10 protein-coding genes and 1 pseudogene are annotated in these 20235 nt (G+C 70.9%); 4 read left to right on the top strand and 7 right to left on the bottom strand.

Features of this window, described 5'->3' with window-relative positions:
• Positions 1-12 precede the first annotated feature (12 nt).
• Positions 13-1014, top strand: a complete 1002-nt coding sequence (locus RM812_RS32510; RefSeq protein WP_311580765.1) for a TIGR03842 family LLM class F420-dependent oxidoreductase — start codon at positions 13-15, stop codon at positions 1012-1014.
• Positions 1015-1547: 533 nt separating this feature from the next.
• Positions 1548-4181 carry a polymorphic toxin-type HINT domain-containing protein gene (locus RM812_RS32505; RefSeq protein ID WP_311580762.1) on the top strand — a complete coding sequence of 878 codons (2634 nt, stop codon included), beginning with the start codon at positions 1548-1550 and terminating at the stop codon, positions 4179-4181.
• Between the two features lie 127 nt (positions 4182-4308).
• Here RM812_RS32505 and RM812_RS32500 read toward each other — a convergent pair whose 3' ends face one another.
• The 6 genes from RM812_RS32500 to RM812_RS32475 all read right to left on the bottom strand — a co-directional run bounded on the left by RM812_RS32500 (position 4309) and on the right by RM812_RS32475 (position 16699).
• Positions 4309-4722 carry a hypothetical protein gene (locus RM812_RS32500; RefSeq protein WP_311580759.1) on the bottom strand — a complete coding sequence of 138 codons (414 nt, stop codon included), beginning with the start codon at positions 4720-4722 and terminating at the stop codon, positions 4309-4311.
• A 465-nt stretch (positions 4723-5187) separates the two neighbouring features.
• The gene (locus tag RM812_RS32495) at positions 5188-6054 is read right to left on the bottom strand and encodes a CAP domain-containing protein (protein ID WP_311580756.1); all 867 of its coding nucleotides are present in this window, start codon (positions 6052-6054) and stop codon (positions 5188-5190) included.
• 386 nt (positions 6055-6440) lie between these two features.
• Positions 6441-7103 carry a hypothetical protein gene (locus RM812_RS32490; RefSeq protein WP_311580753.1) on the bottom strand — a complete coding sequence of 221 codons (663 nt, stop codon included), beginning with the start codon at positions 7101-7103 and terminating at the stop codon, positions 6441-6443.
• 242 nt (positions 7104-7345) lie between these two features.
• The gene (locus RM812_RS32485) at positions 7346-8410 is read right to left on the bottom strand and encodes a lipoate--protein ligase family protein (RefSeq protein ID WP_311580751.1); all 1065 of its coding nucleotides are present in this window, start codon (positions 8408-8410) and stop codon (positions 7346-7348) included.
• 140 nt (positions 8411-8550) lie between these two features.
• On the bottom strand, positions 8551-15555 hold the full coding sequence (locus RM812_RS32480) for a GH92 family glycosyl hydrolase (RefSeq protein WP_449657853.1): 7005 nt from the start codon (positions 15553-15555) through the stop codon (positions 8551-8553).
• Positions 15556-15826: 271 nt separating this feature from the next.
• Positions 15827-16699 carry an aldo/keto reductase family oxidoreductase gene (locus RM812_RS32475; RefSeq protein ID WP_311580745.1) on the bottom strand — a complete coding sequence of 291 codons (873 nt, stop codon included), beginning with the start codon at positions 16697-16699 and terminating at the stop codon, positions 15827-15829.
• A 142-nt stretch (positions 16700-16841) separates the two neighbouring features.
• Here RM812_RS32475 and RM812_RS32470 point away from each other — a divergent pair, with 142 nt between their 5' ends.
• Entirely contained in the window at positions 16842-17279 is a 438-nt protein-coding gene (locus tag RM812_RS32470) for a winged helix-turn-helix transcriptional regulator (protein ID WP_394816545.1), read from the top strand.
• A 197-nt stretch (positions 17280-17476) separates the two neighbouring features.
• On the opposite strand, the gene RM812_RS32465 is transcribed toward RM812_RS32470, so the two are convergent.
• Positions 17477-18046: a FadR/GntR family transcriptional regulator gene (locus RM812_RS32465; protein ID WP_311580739.1), complete on the bottom strand. Its 570-nt coding sequence runs from the start codon at positions 18044-18046 to the stop codon at positions 17477-17479.
• A 280-nt stretch (positions 18047-18326) separates the two neighbouring features.
• Here RM812_RS32465 and RM812_RS32460 point away from each other — a divergent pair.
• Positions 18327-20161, top strand: a pseudogene (locus RM812_RS32460) (gamma-glutamyltransferase family protein).
• Positions 20162-20235: the final 74 nt, after the last annotated feature.

The following is a 20235-nucleotide window of genomic DNA, read 5'->3' as shown; positions in this document are numbered from 1 at the left end:
GGAGCGGTGCAGATGGACTTCGGACTCGTCCTGCAGACCGACCCGCCGGCCTCCCGTGTCGTCAGCCTGATGAAACGGGCCGAACGCAACGGGTTCCGGTACGGCTGGACCTTCGACTCCGCCGTGCTGTGGCAGGAGCCGTTCGTGATCTACAGCCAGATCCTGGCCAGCACCACGGAACTCAGGGTCGGCCCGATGGTCACCAACCCGGGAACCCGCACCTGGGAGGTGACCGCCTCCACCTTCGCCACCCTCAACGACATGTTCGGCAACCGCACCGTCTGCGGCATCGGCCGGGGCGACTCCGCGATGCGCGTCGCCGGCCGCGAGCCCAACACCCTGGCCCGCCTCGGCGAGGCGATCGACGCCATCCGCGACCTCGCCGAGGGACGCGAGGCGCTCGTCGACGGCAAACCGGTCCGCATCCCCTGGGTGCGTGACGGCAGCCTGCCCGTCTGGATGGCGGCGTACGGCCCCAAGGCCCTCGCCCTGGCCGGACGCAAGGCAGACGGGTTCATCCTGCAGCTGGCCGACCCCTTCCTGACGGAGTGGATGGTCAAGGCGGTACGGCAGTCCGCCGAGGAGGCGGGCCGCGACCCGTCCTCGATCACCATCTGCGTCGCCGCGCCCGCGTACGTGAGCGACGACCTCGCCCACGCCCGCGAGCAGTGCCGCTGGTTCGGCGGCATGGTCGGCAACCACGTGGCAGATCTGGTGAGCCGGTACGGCGAGCACTCCGGGCTGATGCCCGAGGCCCTCACCGCGTACGTCAAGGCCCGGCAGGGCTACGACTACAGCCACCACGGTCGCGTCGGGAACCCGTCCACCGACTTCGTGCCCGACGAGATCGTCGACCGCTTCTGCCTGCTGGGCCCGTCGGCCGCGCACATCGCCAAGCTGAAGGCACTCCGGGACGTGGGCGTCGATCAGTTCGCGGTGTACGACATGCACGACGCGAAGGAAGCGACGATCGACGCGTACGGCTCCGACATCATCCCCGCGCTCATGGCCTGACAGTTCACAGCAGAGGCGCGCCGACGGGGGAAATCGATCTGGTGCCGTCCGCCATGCTCCCCGGGTGAGAAGGCGGCACCGAGAACGGAGGTACGGGCGCGGGCCGAGGTACGGAGCTGATCACGCACAGCCTTCGTGGAACCAGGTCGACGAGCGCTCGTCGACGGCCGCTCCGGCCATGCCCCACGGCGAGGACGCACAGGGGGCGTCGGCAGCCATATCGTCCCGGTTGCGTGTCAGGGCGTGATGCCTGATGCCCGTAGCGGCAGTCACCGGCCGTGGGTCGGACGGCTGCACACCTCCAGCGGGCGTCCCTTCCTGCCGAACCGGTCCGCCCTCGCCACCGCTTTTCGTAGCACACGGAGTCCGGGATGGACCGGGGGCTGACTCCCAGTGCCCGTCGGGCGGCCGCCCCCGCCTTCGGCAGTGACATCGGAGCCCGAGGATCCTCCAGCAGACGCAACGCGTTTCGCGGCTCCTCACGGCCCTGGGCCAGCCCTGTCAGTTGCTCGACCGGGACACCGCACTCACAGATGTCGACCCGGCGTCCGCCTGCCCGGGACGCCGCGAACTCGGCGGCTGACCACGCAGAGAAGGCAGCCGCCGCTGCCGACCTGGCCGCCGAGCACGCAGGTGAGGCGGCCACCGCCGCCGCCGAGTCCACCAAGCACGCCGAGGCGGCCAAGACGGCCGCCGACGCCGCGACGGCCGCGGTCGTGAAGGCCCGCGCCACATATGACCTGGCCCGCCAGGTCGAAGCCGCCGAACTCGCCGACCGCACCACCAGCGCGATCGAGGAGGCCAAGGCCGCCAAGGTCGCTGTCGACGAGCGCAAGGCCGCTGCCCAGCAGACCGCCGAGCAGGTCAGGCAGAACGAAGAGGAGGCCGAGCGGCTCGCCGTCGAGGTGTCACAGCCGGGTGTCGACGTCGCAGTGGTGGTGCCCAAGGCGCGCAAGGTCGCCCTGCACATCGCCAAGACCCGGGGCCCCTGGAGCGCGACGGCCGCCGAGGTCGCCCTCGCCGGTTCCGACAGCGACGTCGTCGAATACGTACGGACCGGCAGGGAACTGGCCGACCAGCACGACGAAGCAGACCGTGTCGCACGCCTGGCCTGGGACTCCGAGTATCCGGCCGTCCGGTCGGCGGCACAGGCCGCGCTCGCCGGTGACGCCGCTGCCATAAGCGCCTTCCTCGAGACAGGTCAGCACCAGGCGGCTGCCTCCGACTACCGCATCAGGGTCGTCCAGCTCATGGACGGTGCTGGTCCAGAGGTCAGGAGGGAGGCCCAAGCCGCCCTGGATGCCGGTGACACCCAGGCGCTGCGCGACTTCGTCTCCACCGGCTACTACACGGCCCGCAACAGTGACGAGCGGGTTCGTGCGGTGCAGCTGATGAATGAGGGCGCTCCGGAACTGAAGGCCGCGGCCCGGGTCGCGTTGGAGGGTCCGTCGGAGCTGCTGCACGACTTCATCGAGGTCGGACAGTTCCGGGCGCAGCGCAAGGATCTGCTGGCCGCCACGCACGTCTCCCGTGTGCAGCGGTTGATCGCCGGCGCCGCAAGCGTCGCCGCGACGGCCCAGCAGAACGCTGCTCTGGCCGCCAAGGTCGCAGCCGAAGCCCGCAAGGCAGCCGCCGACGCGGAGGACTACGCCGCACAGGCCGAGGCATCCAAGAAGCAGGCCGACACGTACGCCGAGGACGCCCGCAAGTCGGCCGCCGCCGCCGAAGCATCCGCCGCTCAGGCATCGGAGTCCGCCAGGAAGGCCCGCGCGGCGGAGGCCGACGCCCACGCCGCCGCCCAGCGCGCGACCAACTCCGCGTCCCAGGCGGAGGCCTCCGCCGCCTCCGCGGCGGCGTCCGCGAACGACGCCTGGAATTCGGCCGCCGCCGCCCGCGCCTCCGCCGAAGCGGCCGGCAAGGACTCCGCAGCCGCCCAGCAAGCGGCCAAGGACGCCCTCATCGCCGCGGTGGAGAAGAAGCAGGCCGAGGAACTCGCCAAACTCAAGAACGAGGAAGCCAAGCAGTTCCGCGAAGAGATCAAGGCATTCAACGACTGGCTGCGGGAGAGCGAGGACATCGACTGGGGCGAGGTCCTGTCCGAGGGCGGCCACTTCGCCCTTGACGTCCTTGGCCTGGTTCCCGGTTTCGGGGAGGTCGCTGACGGAGCCAACTGCGCCTGGTACGGCGGCGAGGCCGGGTCTGGCGAGAAAGACGCACTGGGCGACGCCGCGCTGTCCTGCGCCGCCGCCGTACCCGGAATCGGATACGGCGCCAGTGCGGTCAAGTTCGGTAAGTGGGGTGACAAGGCGTCCGGCTTCTTCAAGTCGCTCTTCAGCAAGGGGAGCAAGGTCTTCAAGAAGTGCAACAGCTTCACACCTGAGACGCCGGTGCTGCTCGGTGACGGCCGCACCACCAAGGCGATCAAGGATCTCGAGGTCGGGGACAACGTCCTCGCGACCGACCCGGTGACGGACAGAACCGCCGCCCGCCCCGTTGACCGCCTGTTCACCACCACGGGCCTGAAGAGCCTGGTGAGCATCACGATCGATCAGGACGGGGCGGCGGGCGACGCCGTGGGCACGTTCACCGCCACGGCCGGCCACCCCATCTGGCTGGTCAACCGCAAGCACTGGGTCCACGCCGAGAATGTCGTTGAGGGCGACTCGGTACGGACGCCGGACGGTACGACGGCGACCGTGGTGGCGACCCAGAGCCGCAACGGTGTTCAGCAGGTGTTCAACCTGTCCGTGCGGGACATCCACACCTACTACGTGCTCGCCGGCCGAACCCCGGTCCTCGTGCACAACGCCACCTGCCCCGTCACCTTCGCCGACATGGGCGGTGACCACTTCGTGTCACCGGGCGGCCTCATCTACGGACCGGACAGGAAGCACGGTCACAAGATCGACCATCTCCTTAGACACACCGTGGAAGATCCGAGCAGGCTGACACATACGGTGTTCATCGAAAAGGAACCGAATAAGGTTCTTGCTCTGGTTGATGAGGCGTGGGCCAAACAGTCTGAGATAATCAACGTTCCCGGCGACATTGCCGTCATCATCCCTATGGGCAAGGTAATCGGGACCAAGGGCGAGGACCACATGAGAATCGCCATCGATCCCAATAGCGGCTTGTTCCTCAGCGCTTATCCGGTGCCGAAGCCCTAGAAATGGCGTAGCAAGGCTTGGCCGGCACTGTCAGTGTCGGCCAAGCCTTGCTACGTCCGGTCGCACATCTTCTTTGGAGAAGCAGGTCCCGCAGAGTCGCAGGGATCATTTACGGGACGGCACGGCCTCAGGAAAGGCTGAAAAATCTGGCACCTGTCACCGGGTTCGTGTATTCCTTCAGCGCCGCGCCGAAGGTCGTGGGTGAATTCGGGTGACGGTCGCTGGTCACAGCAAGGAGGTCGGTCAGGACCTCATCCACTGTGGCAACGGTGACCCTGACCTGCTCCAGATCGGCGTGAATGAAGAGCCGTTGCCAGGACGACGCGTGCGGGCCTGTGGGTGCGGGCCAATCAGGCGAGCCTGGCGTGGGGCGCTCCGTCGCGGACTCACCGCCGATCCAGTACTCCAGCTCGTACCGCGCAGAGTCGATGTCGAGGTCAGGGACCGATACGTCGTAGCGGGCCATCGCCAGGCGCATCGATTCGGCGATGGCCGCGATCAGATGCTCGGCGTTCCCCTCGTCATAGCCCCAGGCAGCCACTCCTGTCGCCCATGGCCAACAATCCGTATAGGGGTGCCTGCCCTCGTGCGCAGCCGCGTACCGCTCCGCATGTGCCTGTACCCTGCTGTCCACGTCGCCCCGCATCCGTAGCTTGCCGTCTGCCGCGCGAGCGTGGGGAATATGGCCGTGGTCCTACGGCAAGCAGCCGAGGGAAAGGCGCACCACACTCGGGAGCATTCGCCACCTGGTGTCCCATCAACCACAGAGATGGCCATCCGTTCGCGCATTCGAGACGATACCGCAAGGTCAGAGGCGTAGTGGGGGGAGCGGGTCTCGCCCATGCGGCCGGAGCGTTCATCCACGGCCGGCAAAGAGCGTCGCCGGCAACCGCTGACCGCGGCCCGCTGCCGAAGGGTCACGCCGTCCTGGTCGGCGGGCCGCAGGCGTGCATGAGCGCCTGCCCCCGCGTGAGCGCCTGCGGCACCGCCCACCTGTCGGGCCGTGCTATCGGGCCGTGCCGAAGTCCTGCGTCCAGTAGGAGTCGGGCTGGGCGAGGCCGACACCTATCTCCTTGAAGTCGCAGTTGAGTATGTTCTCCCGGTGGCCGGGGCTGGACATCCAGCCCGCCATCACCTTCTCGGGTGTGGAATAGCCGTAGGCGACGTTCTCGCCGTAGGCGCTCCAGTGGTAGCCGGCGCTCGTGATGCGGTCGTCGGGGGAGGATCCGTCCGAGCCGGAGTGCGACATGGTGCGGGTTGCCGCCATGTCCTCGCTGTGGGCCTGCGCGGCCTTGGTCAGGGCGGCGTTCACCGTCACCGGGGAGCAACCGGCCTTGCTGCGCTCGGCGTTGACGAGTTCCACGACCTTGGCCACGTCACCGGAGGCCGGGGCGGTGGCCGTCGGGGTACTCGGTGGGACCGGGGCCGCGGAGGCGGAGGCGGAGGCCGAGGGCTTCACGGCGGGGCGGGAGGCCCCGGCGGTGGGCCTGGCAGAACCGGTGGACGGCTTGGCGGAGCCGGTGGACGGCTTGGCGGCGGTGGGCTTGGGGGCTGTCGTCCTCGGCTTGTGCGACGGCCTGCCGCCCCGGTGCTCGGGAGCGCGGGACTTCCCGGCGCTCGCGGTGGCGGTCGGTGTGGACGACGGTGCCGCCGAGGGCTCACCGCTCTGCCGACTGCTCCACTCGCGGTACCAGTCGGCGTCCGCCCACCTGTCCTTGGCCGCGACCGAGGCGGCGGTGGTCCGCAGCCCCTCCTCCTCGCCGCCGGGCCAGTCGGCACAGGCCAGGGCGACGGAGGGTATGCCTATGGCGCCCACGGCCAGTGCCGCGACGACCGGCCGCCGGTAGTGCTGCTTGTGGCGATGCTTTCCCATGCGTGACCTCACTCGCTTGCGACATCCTGCGGTTCGATCATTCTTGGGACGAGCCGACCCGGAGGGCAAAGGGCCTTCGTACTACCGCGCTTAGTAGACCTGCGCGACCCTTGCGCCGGGCGGACGGGCGTGCCGACCCGACGCGCTCGGGTAGTCCGGGCGGCGCTGCCGCCCCGTCAGATGGCCGCCGTCCGCACAGAACCGCCGACTCTCCCGTGAGGCCCGGACCGCCACCCGTACCGGCGTCGCCCCCGCCCGTGGCAAGCCGGACAAAGTCCTATATGTCGCCGGGGAAGGTTCTACTAAGGTACCCGCATAGATCAGTAAGTGACGTGACGGATGTCACGGAACTATGCATTCCGGATCGGCGTCCGCCGGGTCGGGTGTCAGGCCTGCCCGTCCGCCAGGGCGGCCACCGCTTCCTTGGCCGCCTTGATGGCGCCCTTGTTGATCTCGTCCGTACTGGGTGCCTTCTTGGACTCGAAGTCACTGCCGTTGTACGTGATCATCACCAGGGCGTTGGACGCGCGGACCAGCACGGTGCCCTCGCGCGTCTGCTGCTTGTCCTCGGTGGTGAGGTTCACGACGGAGTAGGCCGCGTCGCCGAGCCCGGGGACCTCGCCTCCGCCGCTCCGGTCGGCGACCCGCTCCTTGTACGACTTCTGCGCCGCCTCCTCCGACTCCATCACCTCGAAGGAGACGTCGAGCCAGCGGTAGTCGTATCCCTTGAGCGCGTTCCAGGAACAGGTGCGGCGCGCCTTGGCGTCGGTCGACGGGATCTCCTTGCCGGCCGCCTTGGCGCCCGGCACCAGTGAGGTGACCGTCTTCCCGGCCAGGCTCCCGCACGGTGCCGGGGCGGCGGCGTACGTCTTCGTCGCCGCCTGTGTCGCCGGTGCGGAGGCGGACCGGCCGGTGGTGTCGGGCGGCGTCCCGTCCTTCGCGGCGGGTGACGAGTCGGGGCCGGACGACAGTGCCCAGCCCGCCGTGGCGAGCACGGCGACGGGGGCCAGGCGCGCGGTCAGGGCGAGCGGCAGGGGAAGAGAACGCACGGCGCACTTCTCGTGAGGACGGTGCGGAGGAGGCCCGCACTGCGGACGGGACGCCAGTCTCACATGACTCACCGTGAGGCGGAAGGGCGAACTCGGTGCGTGCCCGCACGGTGACGCAGGCGAACCACGGCCTGCCGTGCGAACGGCCCCCCACCGGACGGGGAGTGCGCCGCCGGGTGGACGCGCATGCGGGAAGTCGGCGGCGCCGCGCACGCGTCGGGACCGGCGGCGCCGCGCGGCCGTCAGGGCACTCGCGCCGTCCACTCGGGTGAGCCGAACTTGGTCCGCGCCAACTCCCGGGCCCGGGCGAGCTCGTCGTCGGTCACCTTCCCCCGGGTCAGCCCGTACCGGCCGCCGAAGGAGGCGATCATCCGCTCGATCACGGCCTCGCGTGCCAGCCCGGTCTGCCGGCGCAGCGGGTCCACCCGCTTCTTCGCGCTCTTGATGCCCTTGTCGGACAGCTTCTCCCGCCCGATGCGCAGCACCTCGAGCATCTTGTCGGCGTCGATGTCGTACGACATGGTCACGTGGTGCAGCACGGCGCCCGGGCCGCCGTCGTGGCCGACCAGGCGCTTCTGCGCGGCGCCCGCGATCTTGCCCTGGTCGGTGGCGATGTCGTTCAGCGGCTGGTACCAGGCGCGGATCCCCATCTCGCCGAGGGCGCCCAGCACCCAGTCGTCGAGGTACGCGTAGCTGTCCTGGAAGGAGAGCCCCTGCACCAGCGCCTCCGGCACGGACAGCGAGTAGGTGATCGTGTTGCCGGGTTCCACGAACATGGCGCCGCCGCCGGAGATCCGGCGCACCACCTCGACGCCGTGGCGCGCGGCGCCCTCGGCGTCCACCTCGTTGCGCAGCGACTGGAAGCTGCCGATGATGACCGCCGGGGCACCCCACTCCCACACCCGCAGCGTCGGAGGACGCCGGCCCGCGGCGACCTCGGCGGTCAGGACCTCGTCCAACGCCATGTGCAGGGCCGGGGACTCGGGCCCCCCGTGGATCAGCTGCCAGTCGTAGTCCGTCCAGTCCGTGGCGTGCGCGAGGGCGCGCCGCACGGCGATGCCGACGCCCTCCGAGGTCAGCCCGTACATCACGGTGCCCTCGGGCAACGCCGCGTCGATCCGCGCGGCGAGTCCCGCCGCGTCGGTGTCCGCCGGGGCGCCCTCCAGCGCGCGGTTCACGGCGTCCAGCGCCTCGTCCGGTTCCAGGAAGAAGTCGCCCGCCACGCGTACGTGCCGCAGCACACCGCCCTCTTCCGCCACGTCCACGACGACCAGCTTGCCGCCGGGGACCTTGTACTCACCGTGCACCGATCCGCCTCCGTTCCCGTTCAGGAGCGGCAACAGCGACGGCGAGGACGGTGTTCCCGGGGCGAGGTGCCGCCGCCGTGCGCGGCTGTGCCGTCACGGCGGCGGTACGCCTTCGGGGGGTCAGCGGTAGCCCGGCGCGGTCACCTCGCACCCTGTGCCCAGGGTGTCCCCCGGGATGCCGCCCACTCCCGGGTCGGCGACCAGAGTACGGCGCCACCGCCGGAGCCTGTGCCCGCACCTCCGCCGTCCCAGGGGCCGGAAGGGGTCCACCGGCCGGGCCCTCGGACTGCGCCGTCACCGCCGGCCGCGGCCGACCGGTGATCGTGATCCGTCCGCTGGAAACCGACCGTGTAGGCCCGGGTGAACGAACCGCTCGCCGACGTCACCGTGATGGTGCGGGTGGTGAACCGGGACGAGGACGACGAGACGGTGGAACTGCCGTCGGTGACCTTCACCCGGGCGCCGGACCCGGCCGCCACGGCGCCGACGGCCGGGATCCTCGCACGCTTCGGCCAGTCCACGACGTACGTGGTCACGTTCGGATCGAACCCGTCGAGCGGAACGCCCCCGACGGTGATCGCGGAGGCATCGGCGACACTGGCCTTCGTGGCGTCCGCGAAGTCGGTCACCGTGACCGACCCGTCGGCGTTGACGACCACGTCGGCCGCTATCGCCGCCGCCAGGTTGATCCGCTGCCAGCTCGGCCCGTCGGCCCCGAGGTCGAGCGGGTACCCGGAGTCCGTCGCCGTCTGCTCCAGGATCTGTGTGCGCTGCTCGGCGGTGAGGTCGGGGAAGGCCGTGATCAGCAGCGCCGCCGCGTCGGACGGTGCTTCCAGAGCCTGCCCGGCCTTGCCGACCCGCGAGAACCCGTAGGTGAGGCGCTGTGTGTAGAGGTCGACGCTCTGTGCTGTGCTCAGACCGGCGTAGGGGTCGCCCGCGCAGGCCGTGAGTGTGCCGCCGAAGCCCTCCTTCTCGCACCGCGCCAGCAGCACGTTCTCGATCTCGGTGTGGGCCTGGGTCAGCAGCTTCGCGAACTCGGGGTCCGCCCAGCGGTGTGCCACGGTGGCCTGGGCGGTGATGCGGCCGCCCATGACGTCGAGCGGGTAGTGGAACCCGAGGACGATGCGGTTGTCCCCGTACTCCGAGGTGCGCGCGAGGATCGACGGTGCCAGCTCCGGCAGCAGCGTGGCGAGGATCGTCCCGGCCTCGTAGCCGCCGTAGGTGTGGCCGCTCGGGTACGAGCCCTGGGTGGCGAGGCCGCTGTACGAGCTGTCCGGCGACTCGTAGATGTCGCCGCCGTCGGCGGCGAACCCGAGCCGCACGTACGGGCGCAGGTACTTGTAGTGGTTCTTCGCCGCGTCATGGGTGTCGAGGTTCTTGGTGACACGGGAGAACAGGGCGCTGGTTTTGGGAAGTTCGCCTCCGTCGAGTGCGGCGCGGTAGATCGCGCCGAGCCGGGAGCCGAGGCCGTCGGCCATCGTGACGGTGGCGCTGTTCGTCGCGTCCACCTCGGCCCGGTCGACCTGTGCCGGCGTCGCCGCGTTGTTGACGCCCACGGTGATCTCGTCGTTCTCGGCGGCGAGCGGGCTGCCCGCGGGGGCCTCGCTGTTGGCGCCGAGGGTGCCGGAGCCGAGGTCGTCGAAACCACCGAGGAGCTGGTTGAAGTAGTCGGTTCCGTCGTCGGTCGTCGGCCAGGCGTCCGACGCGTACGTCGCGTTGAGCGTGTCTTCCGGGAAGGGGGACGGCTCGTAGACCGCCGGGTCAGTGTCGGTGGAGGTGGTGGAGGTCGTGGTCGTGGATGTGGTCGTCGCGCCGGAGTCGTCCGAGGTTCCGGCCAGGGTGACCGCGGTCACGGTGGCGGTGTGGGTCCTCGCGCTGCTCGCGGTCGTGAGCAGTGCCGTGTCCGTGGTGGCGGGTACGTGCGCGGTGGTCCCGTCGCCGAGGGTCACGGTGTGGCCGACGACCGGGAAGCCGCCGTCGCCGGCGGAGCGCCAGGTCACCCGGACCCGCTTGCCGTCGGTGACCACACCCGTCACGGTCGGCGCCTGGGGCCGGCTGTCGCCGGTGACCGCGGGCCGCGTGGCGGCACTCGGGGCCGAGATCCCGACCGAGTTCACCGCTCGGACGCGCGCCGTGTACGACGTGCCGTCCTCCAGCATGGTGAACACCGTGCTCCGGCTGTCCGGATCGGCGATCTCGACCTGACGGCCGCCGCTGAGGGTGATCTCGTAGCCGGTGACCGGCGAGCCGCCGTCGTCCTCGGGCGCGGACCAGGCGACCTTCACGCTCGTGCCGGACGGGGTCGCCGACACCGCGTCGGGCGCGGTCGGCACCGTCCTGCGCTTCGTGGTGAGAGCGGACACGGCGCCGTCGAGGGCGTCGTACCGCGCCGTGAGGGTCCTGTCCGTCGCCACGTCGTCCGCGACGGCGGTCTTCGCGGCGGCGAGCGCGTCGGTGAGCGCCTTCCAGGAGGCCTCCGTGTAACGCTCGTTGGCGAGGACGGACGCGGTGGTGACCAGGTTCTCCAGCTTCCGTCTCGGGAGGGGGACGAGCTGGTTGGCGGCGAGGGTGAGGCTCCGGGTCCGCAGGTCGGCCTCGACCTGCGTCGCGTCGTCGGCGCCGACGAGGTCGCGGGCGGCGGCGAGTTCGCGCCGGAACACCCCGAAGTCGATCGTGCCGTACCGGTCCGCGTCACCGGAGAGGCCCTCGTACTGGTCGATCGCCTTCCGCAGGGCGGACAGGTCCGTCTCGGCGGGCGCCTCGACGCGGCCGAAGGTGATCCGTCCGAGGTTGGCGACGTACGGGTGCGAGGAGTCCGCGTGGGTCGTCAGCCGCAGGTGGACGGAGTGCGTGCCGGTGATCGCCTCCGGCAGGGTCAGGCTGGTCGTCCCTCCTGACGACCACGCGCTGCCCGTGACCGGCAGCGGGACGGTCGCGTACGGGGTGCCGGGGTTGTCGGTGTCGAAGGAGTCCAGATGGAGCTGGACGGCGGAACCGGTGCCGCAGCGAGCGGAGTTGTTGACGTAGGTGAGCGTGACGGTGTTCTTCGGGGAGTCGCCGAAATCGATGTCCCCGTAGGCGAGCCAGGCCCCGTCGTAGGTGCCGCCGAGGCTGGTGGAGGAACCCGCGTCGCTCCAGGTGGCCTTCTCGCTCTTGAGCCCGCCGCCGCTGTTGGCCTCGAACGCCGTGGCGTCGAACACCACCGGGGCGCCCGCCTCCCGCGTCAGGGTGAGCGAGTGGACGTTGGCGACGTAGGGCTGGGCGTCGGTCTGGGTGCTGGAGACGAAGGCGGCGTACACGTCCTGGACGCCGTCGAAGACGTCCGGGTCGAGCCGTACGCTCGTGGTGGCGATGGTTCCCCAGCCGGAGCCGGTGTGCGGGAGGGGGATGTCGACGGTCGTCGGGCCGTTCCTCGAACCCAGGCGCAGTTCGATGTGCGAGTCCGGCGCCGCGCGGGAGCGGGGCTTGTCGTAGCTGACGGTGACGGTGTCGGCGCCGTCACCGAGGTCGGTGCCCCGCCACTCGGCCCACGCCCCGTTCGTCACGTTCTCGAAGATGCCGCCCGAGAGCTTCAGCGGGAGCGAACCGCCGCCGGTCGCCGCGGTGTTGGCCGTGGTCAGCGTGGCGAGCGTCGTGGTCGGGGAGGACGAGGGGGCCGCCTCGGGCGAGAACTGGTACCAGTCGAAGTTCGACACCCACTGCCGGCCGGAGGGGGCGTGGAACACGAACGTCGCGCTCGACGCGTCCAACAGGGCGTCCGGATCGGTGACGGCCGCCCGCACCGTGGTGTAGTACTGCCAGCCGCCGGTCCCGGGCAGGGAGACGGTGCCGACGACGGGGCCGTCGGCGTCTCCGGCGTGAATGTCGACGCTGCTCGGTTCCGCGGTCGTGGCCGGCGAGTTGGCGTACCGGACGGAGATGCTGCGCGGGGCGACCCCGCCGAAGTCGAGACCGGTGAACTGCTCCCACGACCCCTCGGTGACGCCGCCGAGGTCGCCGTCCGAGTAGTACGCCTCCTTGACGAGGCTGGGGCCCTCCATACGGTCGGGGTCCTCGGCCTGGAGGACGGCGTATCCGCCCTCGTCGAGGGTGAGCGCGTCGATGGCGGACTGCAGCGCGTCGTGCGCGGCCATGAGCGTGCCCGTCGCCGAGGCGGGGTCCGCGAGGACGGTCCGTGCGCGTTCCAACGCCGACCGGAACAGGCCGTAGGAGCCGTCGGAGTAGTTGCCCTCGCGCACCAGGGACGCCTCGTCGGCGAGGGCGTCGAGGGCCCGACGGTGCGGCGCCGCGGCGGAGAGGACGAGCGGGTCGGTCATCGAGACCCCGGTGCCGCTCACCGTCGAGGCCGGTACGCCGTGGGCGAAGGCCCGGTCGCGGAAGGTGATGCCGAACCGCGCGTCGGTCTCCGCGGTGCCGGTGAGCTTCAGCGACGCCGTGCGCGAGCCGGTGACCCGCAGGTCCGCCGTGACGCCGTCCGGGAGGCCGGTCACGCTGGCCGCGCCGGTCCGGGTGAGGCTGGTCCCCTTGCGGGCGGCGAACGACGCCTTCCCGGACAGGGTGAGCTCGACACTGCCGTCGACGGTGCCGTCCGATGCCGTGGCGACGGTGTCCGGGCGGGCGGAGACGACGGTCCTGCCCTTGCCCGCCCCGGTGTCACCGGTGCCGTCGTCGCCCGAGTCGGTGTTCAGCGAGTACGCGGGCTCGGTGCCGGCGCCCCAGGACGACGGCTTCGCACCCATGCCGAACTTCAGGGTCCCGCCGCCGATGATCTGCGAGTAGTCGAGCCACGTGTTCGTGAACCGCTTGCCGTTGAGCGTCGCGCGCTGCACGTAGTAGTCGCTCGGCGACACCCCGTCGGCCCGCACCGTGAACCGGGCGCCGTTGGCGTAGCGGATCGTCGTCGAGTCGAAGAACGGGCTGCCGATCTGGAACTGGCTGGAGCCCGCGGTCACCGGGAACAGCCCGAGGGCGGCGGCGACGAACATGGTCGACATGGTGCCGGCGTCGTTGTCCATGGTCGGCAGGAAGCCGTCCGGGGCGAGCTCGTAGACCTTGGTCCTCACCGGCGGCCTGAACTCGCCGCCGGAGCTGGGCGCTTCGCCCGTGGAACCCGTCGCGATGTAACGGTTCCAGGTCTCGCCGGTGTAGATGGCCCGCACCCACTTCTGCGTCAGGCTCGGCTCACCGACGTAGTTGAAGAGGTAGGGGGCCTGGAGGTCGATCTCGTTCGCGTTGGAGTGCAGCATGGTCGAGCCGTCGTCGGCGTCGGAGTCCTCGCCGAACATGTGCCTGATCGCGGCCCGGCCGGCCTTCTCGCCGCCCATGGCCTCGATGAGGCCGCCCATGTCGTACGCGTCGTACCAGTGGTACTGCCAGAGGGTGCCCTGGTAGAGCTTGGCCTCCTCGAACTTCTCGTAGTCGGCCTTCTGCCAGTCGCCGTCGCCGTCGCGCGGGGTGAGCAGACCGACCTCGGTGCCGTCGGCCGCGGTCCAGGCGCCGGGCTTGACCAGGTTGTCGATCGCCATGGTCGCCTGCTCGCGCAGCTTCTTCGCGTCCGCGTCCTCGCCGAGCGCGTCGGCGATGACGGAGAGCGCCCACTGGTCGTAGCCGCGCTGGACCGTCGTACCGGGGTCACCCGCGATGTAGCCCTGCCGCAGCTGCGTCCCCGTGTAGTGGCCGGTGTACGACTTCAGCGCCGGGTACGCCTCGTCGAGCCGGTCGAAGTTCCGGAACCCCTTCGACAGGGCGTCGGCGATCACCACGGCCGAGCGTTCCCAGCGCACGGTCGGGACCGAGTGGGTGAGGCTGCCGAGGCTCTTGCCGGAGGCGTGCGCGTCGGCGAAGAGGATGACGGCGGACTGCACCATGTCCCGGTAGGTGGCCGGGTCGATGTAGGCCTCGACGGAGTACTTGCGGAAGTCGTCCCACGTGGACCAGCCGTCGTAGTAGGTGAAGCCGTTCGCCTTGTGCACCGCGCCGTCGACGCCGCGGTAGGTTCCGCTGGTGCTCGTGGCGTTCACCGGCAGCGCGTACATGCGGTACAGGTGCGTGTAGAACTGCTTGGTGAGGGTCGAGTCCGGGTCGGCCTTCCTGGAGGCCTCCACGGCGACGGCGCCGAGCGTGCTGTTCCAGTCCGCCTTCGTCTGCGCGCGCACCTCGTCGAACGTGCGGCCCGCCACCTCGTTGCGCTGGTCGGTAGCGGCCTGTTCCGCGCTGATCGGCGACAGCGTGACACGCAGTTCGATGTCGTCACCGTCGGCCTGGTCGAACCCGAGGACGGCGCCGGTGTCGGTGCCGTCCTGGGAGGTCGCGTCGCTCAGCCTGCCGTCGTCGCCCCAGCTTCGCAGGGAGGTCACGGGGACGTTCGTGGTGGCGTGGTAGTACAGCCGGTACGAGGCGCCGTTGAACGAGCCCGCGACCAGCCCGCTGACCGCGGTGGTCCCGTCCGCCAGCTTCTTCACGTCCATCGTCGCGCGGGTGCGGCTCGTGAAGTTGTTCGCGAGGTCGAGGACGAGCTGGGGCTGCGATCCGGCGGGGAAGCTGTACCGTTCGAGCGCCGTGCGCGTCGTCGCGGTCGTCTCGGCGTCGATGGTCCCGGGGGCCCGTGTCACCGACGTCCCGGTCCCGGAGAGGGCCCCGAGTCCCACCCGGTAGTAGCCGGGCGTCGCGGTCTCGTCGTCGTGGCTGTACGGGTGCGCGTACGTGCTGGTGGCCGGCCGGCTGTCGTACCGCACGGACGTCGGGACGACCAGCAGGTCGCCGCCGCCGCCCGAACCGCCCACGCCGTCGAGGTTCGTGGCGGTGAAACCTGCGATGTGGTCCTCGTTGTAGTCGTACCCGGAGTGGTTGCGGCCCGGCGTGGTCATCGGGTTGACCTTGGCCAGGCTGTGCGGCGCCTGGGCACCGGGCAGGTCGTTGCCGTCGTCACCGGCGGTCGACACGAACGGATCGACGAGCTTCGTGTAGTCCGTTGCACCGGACGTCCCCGCGGACGTCGCCGTGACGGGCACGGCCGCGGCGGTGCCGCCGCCCGTCAACACGGCAAGGCCGAGCGCCCCGGCGAGCACGGCGGCGACCGTGGCGCGCAGGGCTCGGGGTCCGGCCGACCGTGTCGGTCTTGTGGATCTTCCAGGTATCACGGGCACGGAACCTCTCCAGCGTCGCGGGACACGCGCACGATCCGGCCGGCGTCCTCCCGACAACGTTGTCCATGCCTCGTGAACAACGTTGTCGGTCGGAAGCCCGAAGCGTGCGGCCTCGGGGTGAAACGGCAGTGGGCGCACGGAACCACGCCCGCCGCGTTCACGATCTCCGGCATCACATACGGGGAAGTCATACAACGGGGAAACGGAGTTCGTACATAGGGTTCACCCGACCGCGAGCGACACGAACGCCGGCCGTTCACCTCTGGGGAGGTCAGCGGCTGATGCCGTCCAGCTCGGTCAAGTCCTCGGGAGAGAGGGGGAGTCCCGCGCCGACGACGTTCTCGCGCAGGTGTGCCGTCGATGAGGTGCCGGGGATGAGCAGGATGTTCGGTGATCGCTGCAGCAGCCAGGCCAGTGCGACGGACATCGGTGTGGCCTCCAGTCGGGCGGCGACCGCCGAGAGCGCCGAGGACTGGAGCGGGGTGAAGCCCCCGAGGGGGAAGAAGGGCACGTACGCGACGTCGTCGGTGGCGAGCCGGTCGATGAGCTTGTCGTCGTGGCGGTGGGCGAGGTTGTACATGTTCTGCACGCACACGATCGGCGCGATGCTCTGGGCCTCGGTGACCTGCTCCTCGGTGGCGTTGCTGACCCCGAGGTGGCGGATCAGGCCCTGCTGCTGCAGTTCGACGAGCGCCCCGAACGCCTCGGCGACCGAGCCGGGTTGGGGGCCCTCGGCGTTGCCGAGTCGGAGGTTGACCAGGTCGAGTACGTCGAGCCGGAGGGAGGTGAGGTTGTCGTGGACCTGGCGGCGCAGATCCTCGGGTCGCCGGGCCGGGGGCCAGCCGCCCTGTTCGTCGCGGGTCGCGCCCACCTTGGTCACGATGTGCAGCGACTCGGTATAGGGATGCAGTGCCTCGCGGATCAACTCGTTGGTGACGCGGGGCCCGTAGGCGTCGCTGGTGTCGATGTGGGTGATGCCGAGGTCGACCGCCTCACGCAGAACGGCGAGGGCCCCCTCGCGATCGGCGGGCGGCCCCATGACCCACGGGCCGGCCAGTTGCATGGCGCCGTAGCCGAACCGGGTGACGGTCAGGTCCCCCAGCTCCCGGGTGCCGCCGGGAAGGGAGAGGGCGGGTGTGCTCATCTTGCTGCCTTTCGTCGTGCCCCTTGGGGGGTGGCGCCTGCTGTCTTCCTGCATCAGCATGGGAGAGAAACTTCCCGTCAGGAAGTAGGCACTCAGAAGTGCGTAACCCACCCATCGGTGAGAGGTGCGATCAGTGACGACGATGAAGGCGGCCCAGAAGAGGGCTCAGGCCAAGGTGGAGTACAACGCGTTTCTGGCGGGGTGCCCCAGCCGGCAGCTGCTCGACCGGATCTCGGACAAGTGGGTCGTCCTCGTCCTGTGTGCGCTGGGCGGCGACAACGGCCCTGGCCGGCCCGGTGCGGCACACCCAGACCCGCCGAAGGCGATGCGGTACTCCGAGATCGCCCGGCTTCTGGCCGGGGTCAGCCAGAAGATGCTGACCCAGACGCTACGGTCGCTGGAGCGCGATGGCCTGCTCACCCGTGCCGTGACGCCGACCGTCCCCGTCACCGTCTCCTACGAGCTGACCGACCTGGGTCTCTCGCTCCACCACATGACGCGCGGGCTCAGGAACTGGGCGCAGACGCACATGGGCGAGGTCCTCGCGCACCGCGAGAACTACGACGCTCGCCCCTCCTGACGCCGCACATCCGACCGTTCCACAGCTCCTTGTTCTCGGCGCCGCACCCTCAACCGCGAAGAGGCTACGGCTGACCGGCCCGGCAGGCCCGCGAGCCCGGCCGAGGCGGCCGGGCAGCGCGCAAGGTCTGAGCATCCCCGTCGACCTGACGGAAGCGGACCGACACGGCTGACGCCGGCCCGGCCCGGGCTGACGACTCAGGGGCGTGGTGCGCCGTCCTGAGCGGTGGTGAGGTGGTCGAGGTCTTCGGCGGCCTTGGCCAGCAGGTCCAGCATGGCGAGCTCGGCGCGTGCCGGGTCCCGGTCCCGGACGGCGTCGAGGACGGCACGGTGGCTGGGGACGGGGTCGTCGGCGTCGGTGTGCGCGTGGACCATGCGGTCGCGTTCCCTGAGGCCGGGCTCCAGGTCCATCCTGTGGAGCATCTCGTTGCCGGTGGCGGCCAGCAGTGCCCGGTGGAAGGCCGCGTCCGCTTCGGCGGCCGCGGTGGAGTCCACCTGGGCTCTGCGCATGGCGTCGAGGGCGCTCTCCAGGGCGGCCAGATCGGCGTCACCGTGGTGCAGGGAGGCCCGGTGTGCCGCGGCGGGCTCGACGACGGAGCGTACGTCGGCGAGGTCGCGCAGCAACTGGGTGCCGTCGCCCGTTTCCATCCGCCAGCGGATCACGTCGGCGTCGAGCAGATTCCAGTGCGTCCGCTCCCTGACGTACGGGTCGATGCCGTTCCTCGACGATCTTCTCCCGCTGGGGTCTACGAGTCTGCCGCTCGTCATTATTTATGAAGACATATTGACGCCGTGTGAAGGCGCCCCGACGATGAACCCCATCACGAGCCGCGACGCTGGAGCCCGCCCGTGAGGATGTCGACGAGGACGCGGTGACGGCACGGGGCGTGCATGCGCAGATCGGAGCGGGGCAGGGTGATCGATAGCCTTCCGGGGGAGCGGGAGACGGAGACGCCTGGCACAGACTCCCCGGGTTCTCCCCAGGACCCGTCCTGAGCGCCCGTCGTCGTCCGGGCCGGTACACGTAAACAGCGAGGTGAGAGGCCCTATGTTCACCACCCGTCCCACCCTCCAGGGCACCTTCGGCATGGTGTCCTCCACCCACTGGCTCGCCTCGCAGTCCGCCATGGCGGTCCTGGAGGACGGGGGCAACGCCTACGACGCCGCCGTGGCCGGAGCCTTCGTGCTGCACGTCGTGGAGCCGCACCTCAACGGGCCCGCCGGGGAGGTGCCGATCCTGCTCGCGCCGGCGGGCGGCGAGGTACGGGTGCTGTGCGGGCAGGGGGTGGCACCGGCCGGGGCGACGGTCGCGCACTACACGGGTCTCGGTCTGGAGCTCGTCCCCGGCACCGGGCCGCTCGCCGCCGCCGTGCCCGGAGCCTTCGACGCCTGGATGCTCCTGCTGCGCGACCACGGGACCAAGCACCTCGCCGACGTGCTGAAGTACGCCATCGGCTACGCCGCGCACGGGCACGCGCCCGTGGAGCGCGTCACGGAGACCGTCGAGACCGTGCGGGAGCTGTTCGAGACGGAGTGGACGTCCTCGGCCGAGGTCTACCTGCCTGCCGGCCGCCCGCCCCGCCCCGGAGAGCTCTTCCGCAACCCCGCCCTCGCCGCCACCTGGCAGCGGCTGCTCGCCGAGGTCGCCGGGGCGGGGGGCCGGGAGGCGGAGATAGAGGCGGCCCGGGAGGTGTGGCGCGCCGGATTCGTCGCCGAGGCCCTGGTCCGGCAGGCCGGCCGGCCCACCCTGGACACCAGCGGTGAGCACCACACCGGCACCCTGACCGCCGCCGACCTCGCCGGCTGGTCCGCGTCCTACGAGGCTCCGGCGACCTACGACTGGAACGGCTGGACCGTGTGCAAGGCGGGCCCGTGGAGCCAGGGCCCCGTCCTGCTCCAGCAGCTCGCGCTGCTCCCGCCCGAGCTGCCCGCCCACGGCTCCGCCGACTACGTCCACCTGCTGGTCGAGGGCTGCAAGCTCGCCATGGCCGACCGGGAGGCCTGGTACGGGGACGCGGACGGCGCGGCCCGGGTGCCGCTCGACGACCTGCTCTCGGCCGAGTACAACGCGGCGCGGCGGGAGCTCGTCGGCGACAAGGCGTCCTTCGACGTGCGGCCCGGGAGCCCGGGCGGGCGCACTCCGCGGCTCAGCGCCCACGCGCGCGTGGCGGCCGTGGAGGGAGAGGGCTTCGACGCGCTCGGGATCGGCGAGCCGACGGTCGCCAAGGGCCCGACGTCGCCGGTGCCGGGCGAACCGGAGGTCGCCGCCGACGGCGGCACCCGCGGCGACACCTGCCACCTCGACATCGTGGACCGCTGGGGCAACATGGTCTCGGCCACGCCCAGCGGCGGCTGGCTCCAGTCCAACCCCGTCGTCCCCGAACTGGGCTTCCCGCTCGGCACCGGCTGCAGATGACCTGGCTGGAGGAGGGCCTGCCGAACTCGCTCACCCCGGGGCGTCGGCCGCGCACCACGCTCACCCCCTCCATCGCCCTGCGCGACGGCGTGCCCGTCATGGCCTTCGGCACGCCCGGCGGTGACCAGCAGGACCAGTGGCAGCTGCACTTCTTTCTGGCGGTCGCGCTCCGTGCGCGCGTGCGCGGCGGCCTCGACCTCCAGGGCGCGATCGACGCCCCGAACTGGCACAATGACAGCTTTCCCGGTTCCTTCTTCCCGCGCGGCATGCGGGCCGGCAGCGTCACCGTGGAGTCCCGCATGCAGGGGGAGGTGGTCGAGGAGCTGCGTCGCCGCGGACACGACGTGACGGTCGGCGGGGCGTGGTCGGAGGGGCGGCTGTGCGCCGTCGCGAGGGACCCGGGGACGGGCGTACTGTCGGCGGCGGCCAACCCGCGCGGCATGCAGGGGTACGCGGTCGGCCGCTGACCCCGGGGCCGCGTGGCCGCCGACCCCGAGAACCTCGTGTTCACGCCTGTTCCACCCGGAGTACACCACCCGGG

This window comes from Streptomyces lancefieldiae (assembly GCF_031845825.1).
GTDB lineage: Bacteria > Actinomycetota > Actinomycetes > Streptomycetales > Streptomycetaceae > Streptomyces > Streptomyces lancefieldiae.
This window is presented reverse-complemented; position numbering and strand designations above follow the sequence as displayed.

Coding starts and splice junctions, on each gene's coding strand:
- RM812_RS32510 (WP_311580765.1), top strand. CDS start 13: ATGGACTTCGGACTCGTCCTGCAGACCGACCCGCCGGCCTCCCGTGTC.
- RM812_RS32505 (WP_311580762.1), top strand. CDS start 1,548: ATGTCGACCCGGCGTCCGCCTGCCCGGGACGCCGCGAACTCGGCGGCT.
- RM812_RS32495 (WP_311580756.1), bottom strand. CDS start 6,054: ATGGGAAAGCATCGCCACAAGCAGCACTACCGGCGGCCGGTCGTCGCG.
- RM812_RS32475 (WP_311580745.1), bottom strand. CDS start 16,699: ATGAGCACACCCGCCCTCTCCCTTCCCGGCGGCACCCGGGAGCTGGGG.
- RM812_RS32470 (WP_394816545.1), top strand. CDS start 16,842: ATGAAGGCGGCCCAGAAGAGGGCTCAGGCCAAGGTGGAGTACAACGCG.
- RM812_RS32465 (WP_311580739.1), bottom strand. CDS start 18,046: ATGACGAGCGGCAGACTCGTAGACCCCAGCGGGAGAAGATCGTCGAGG.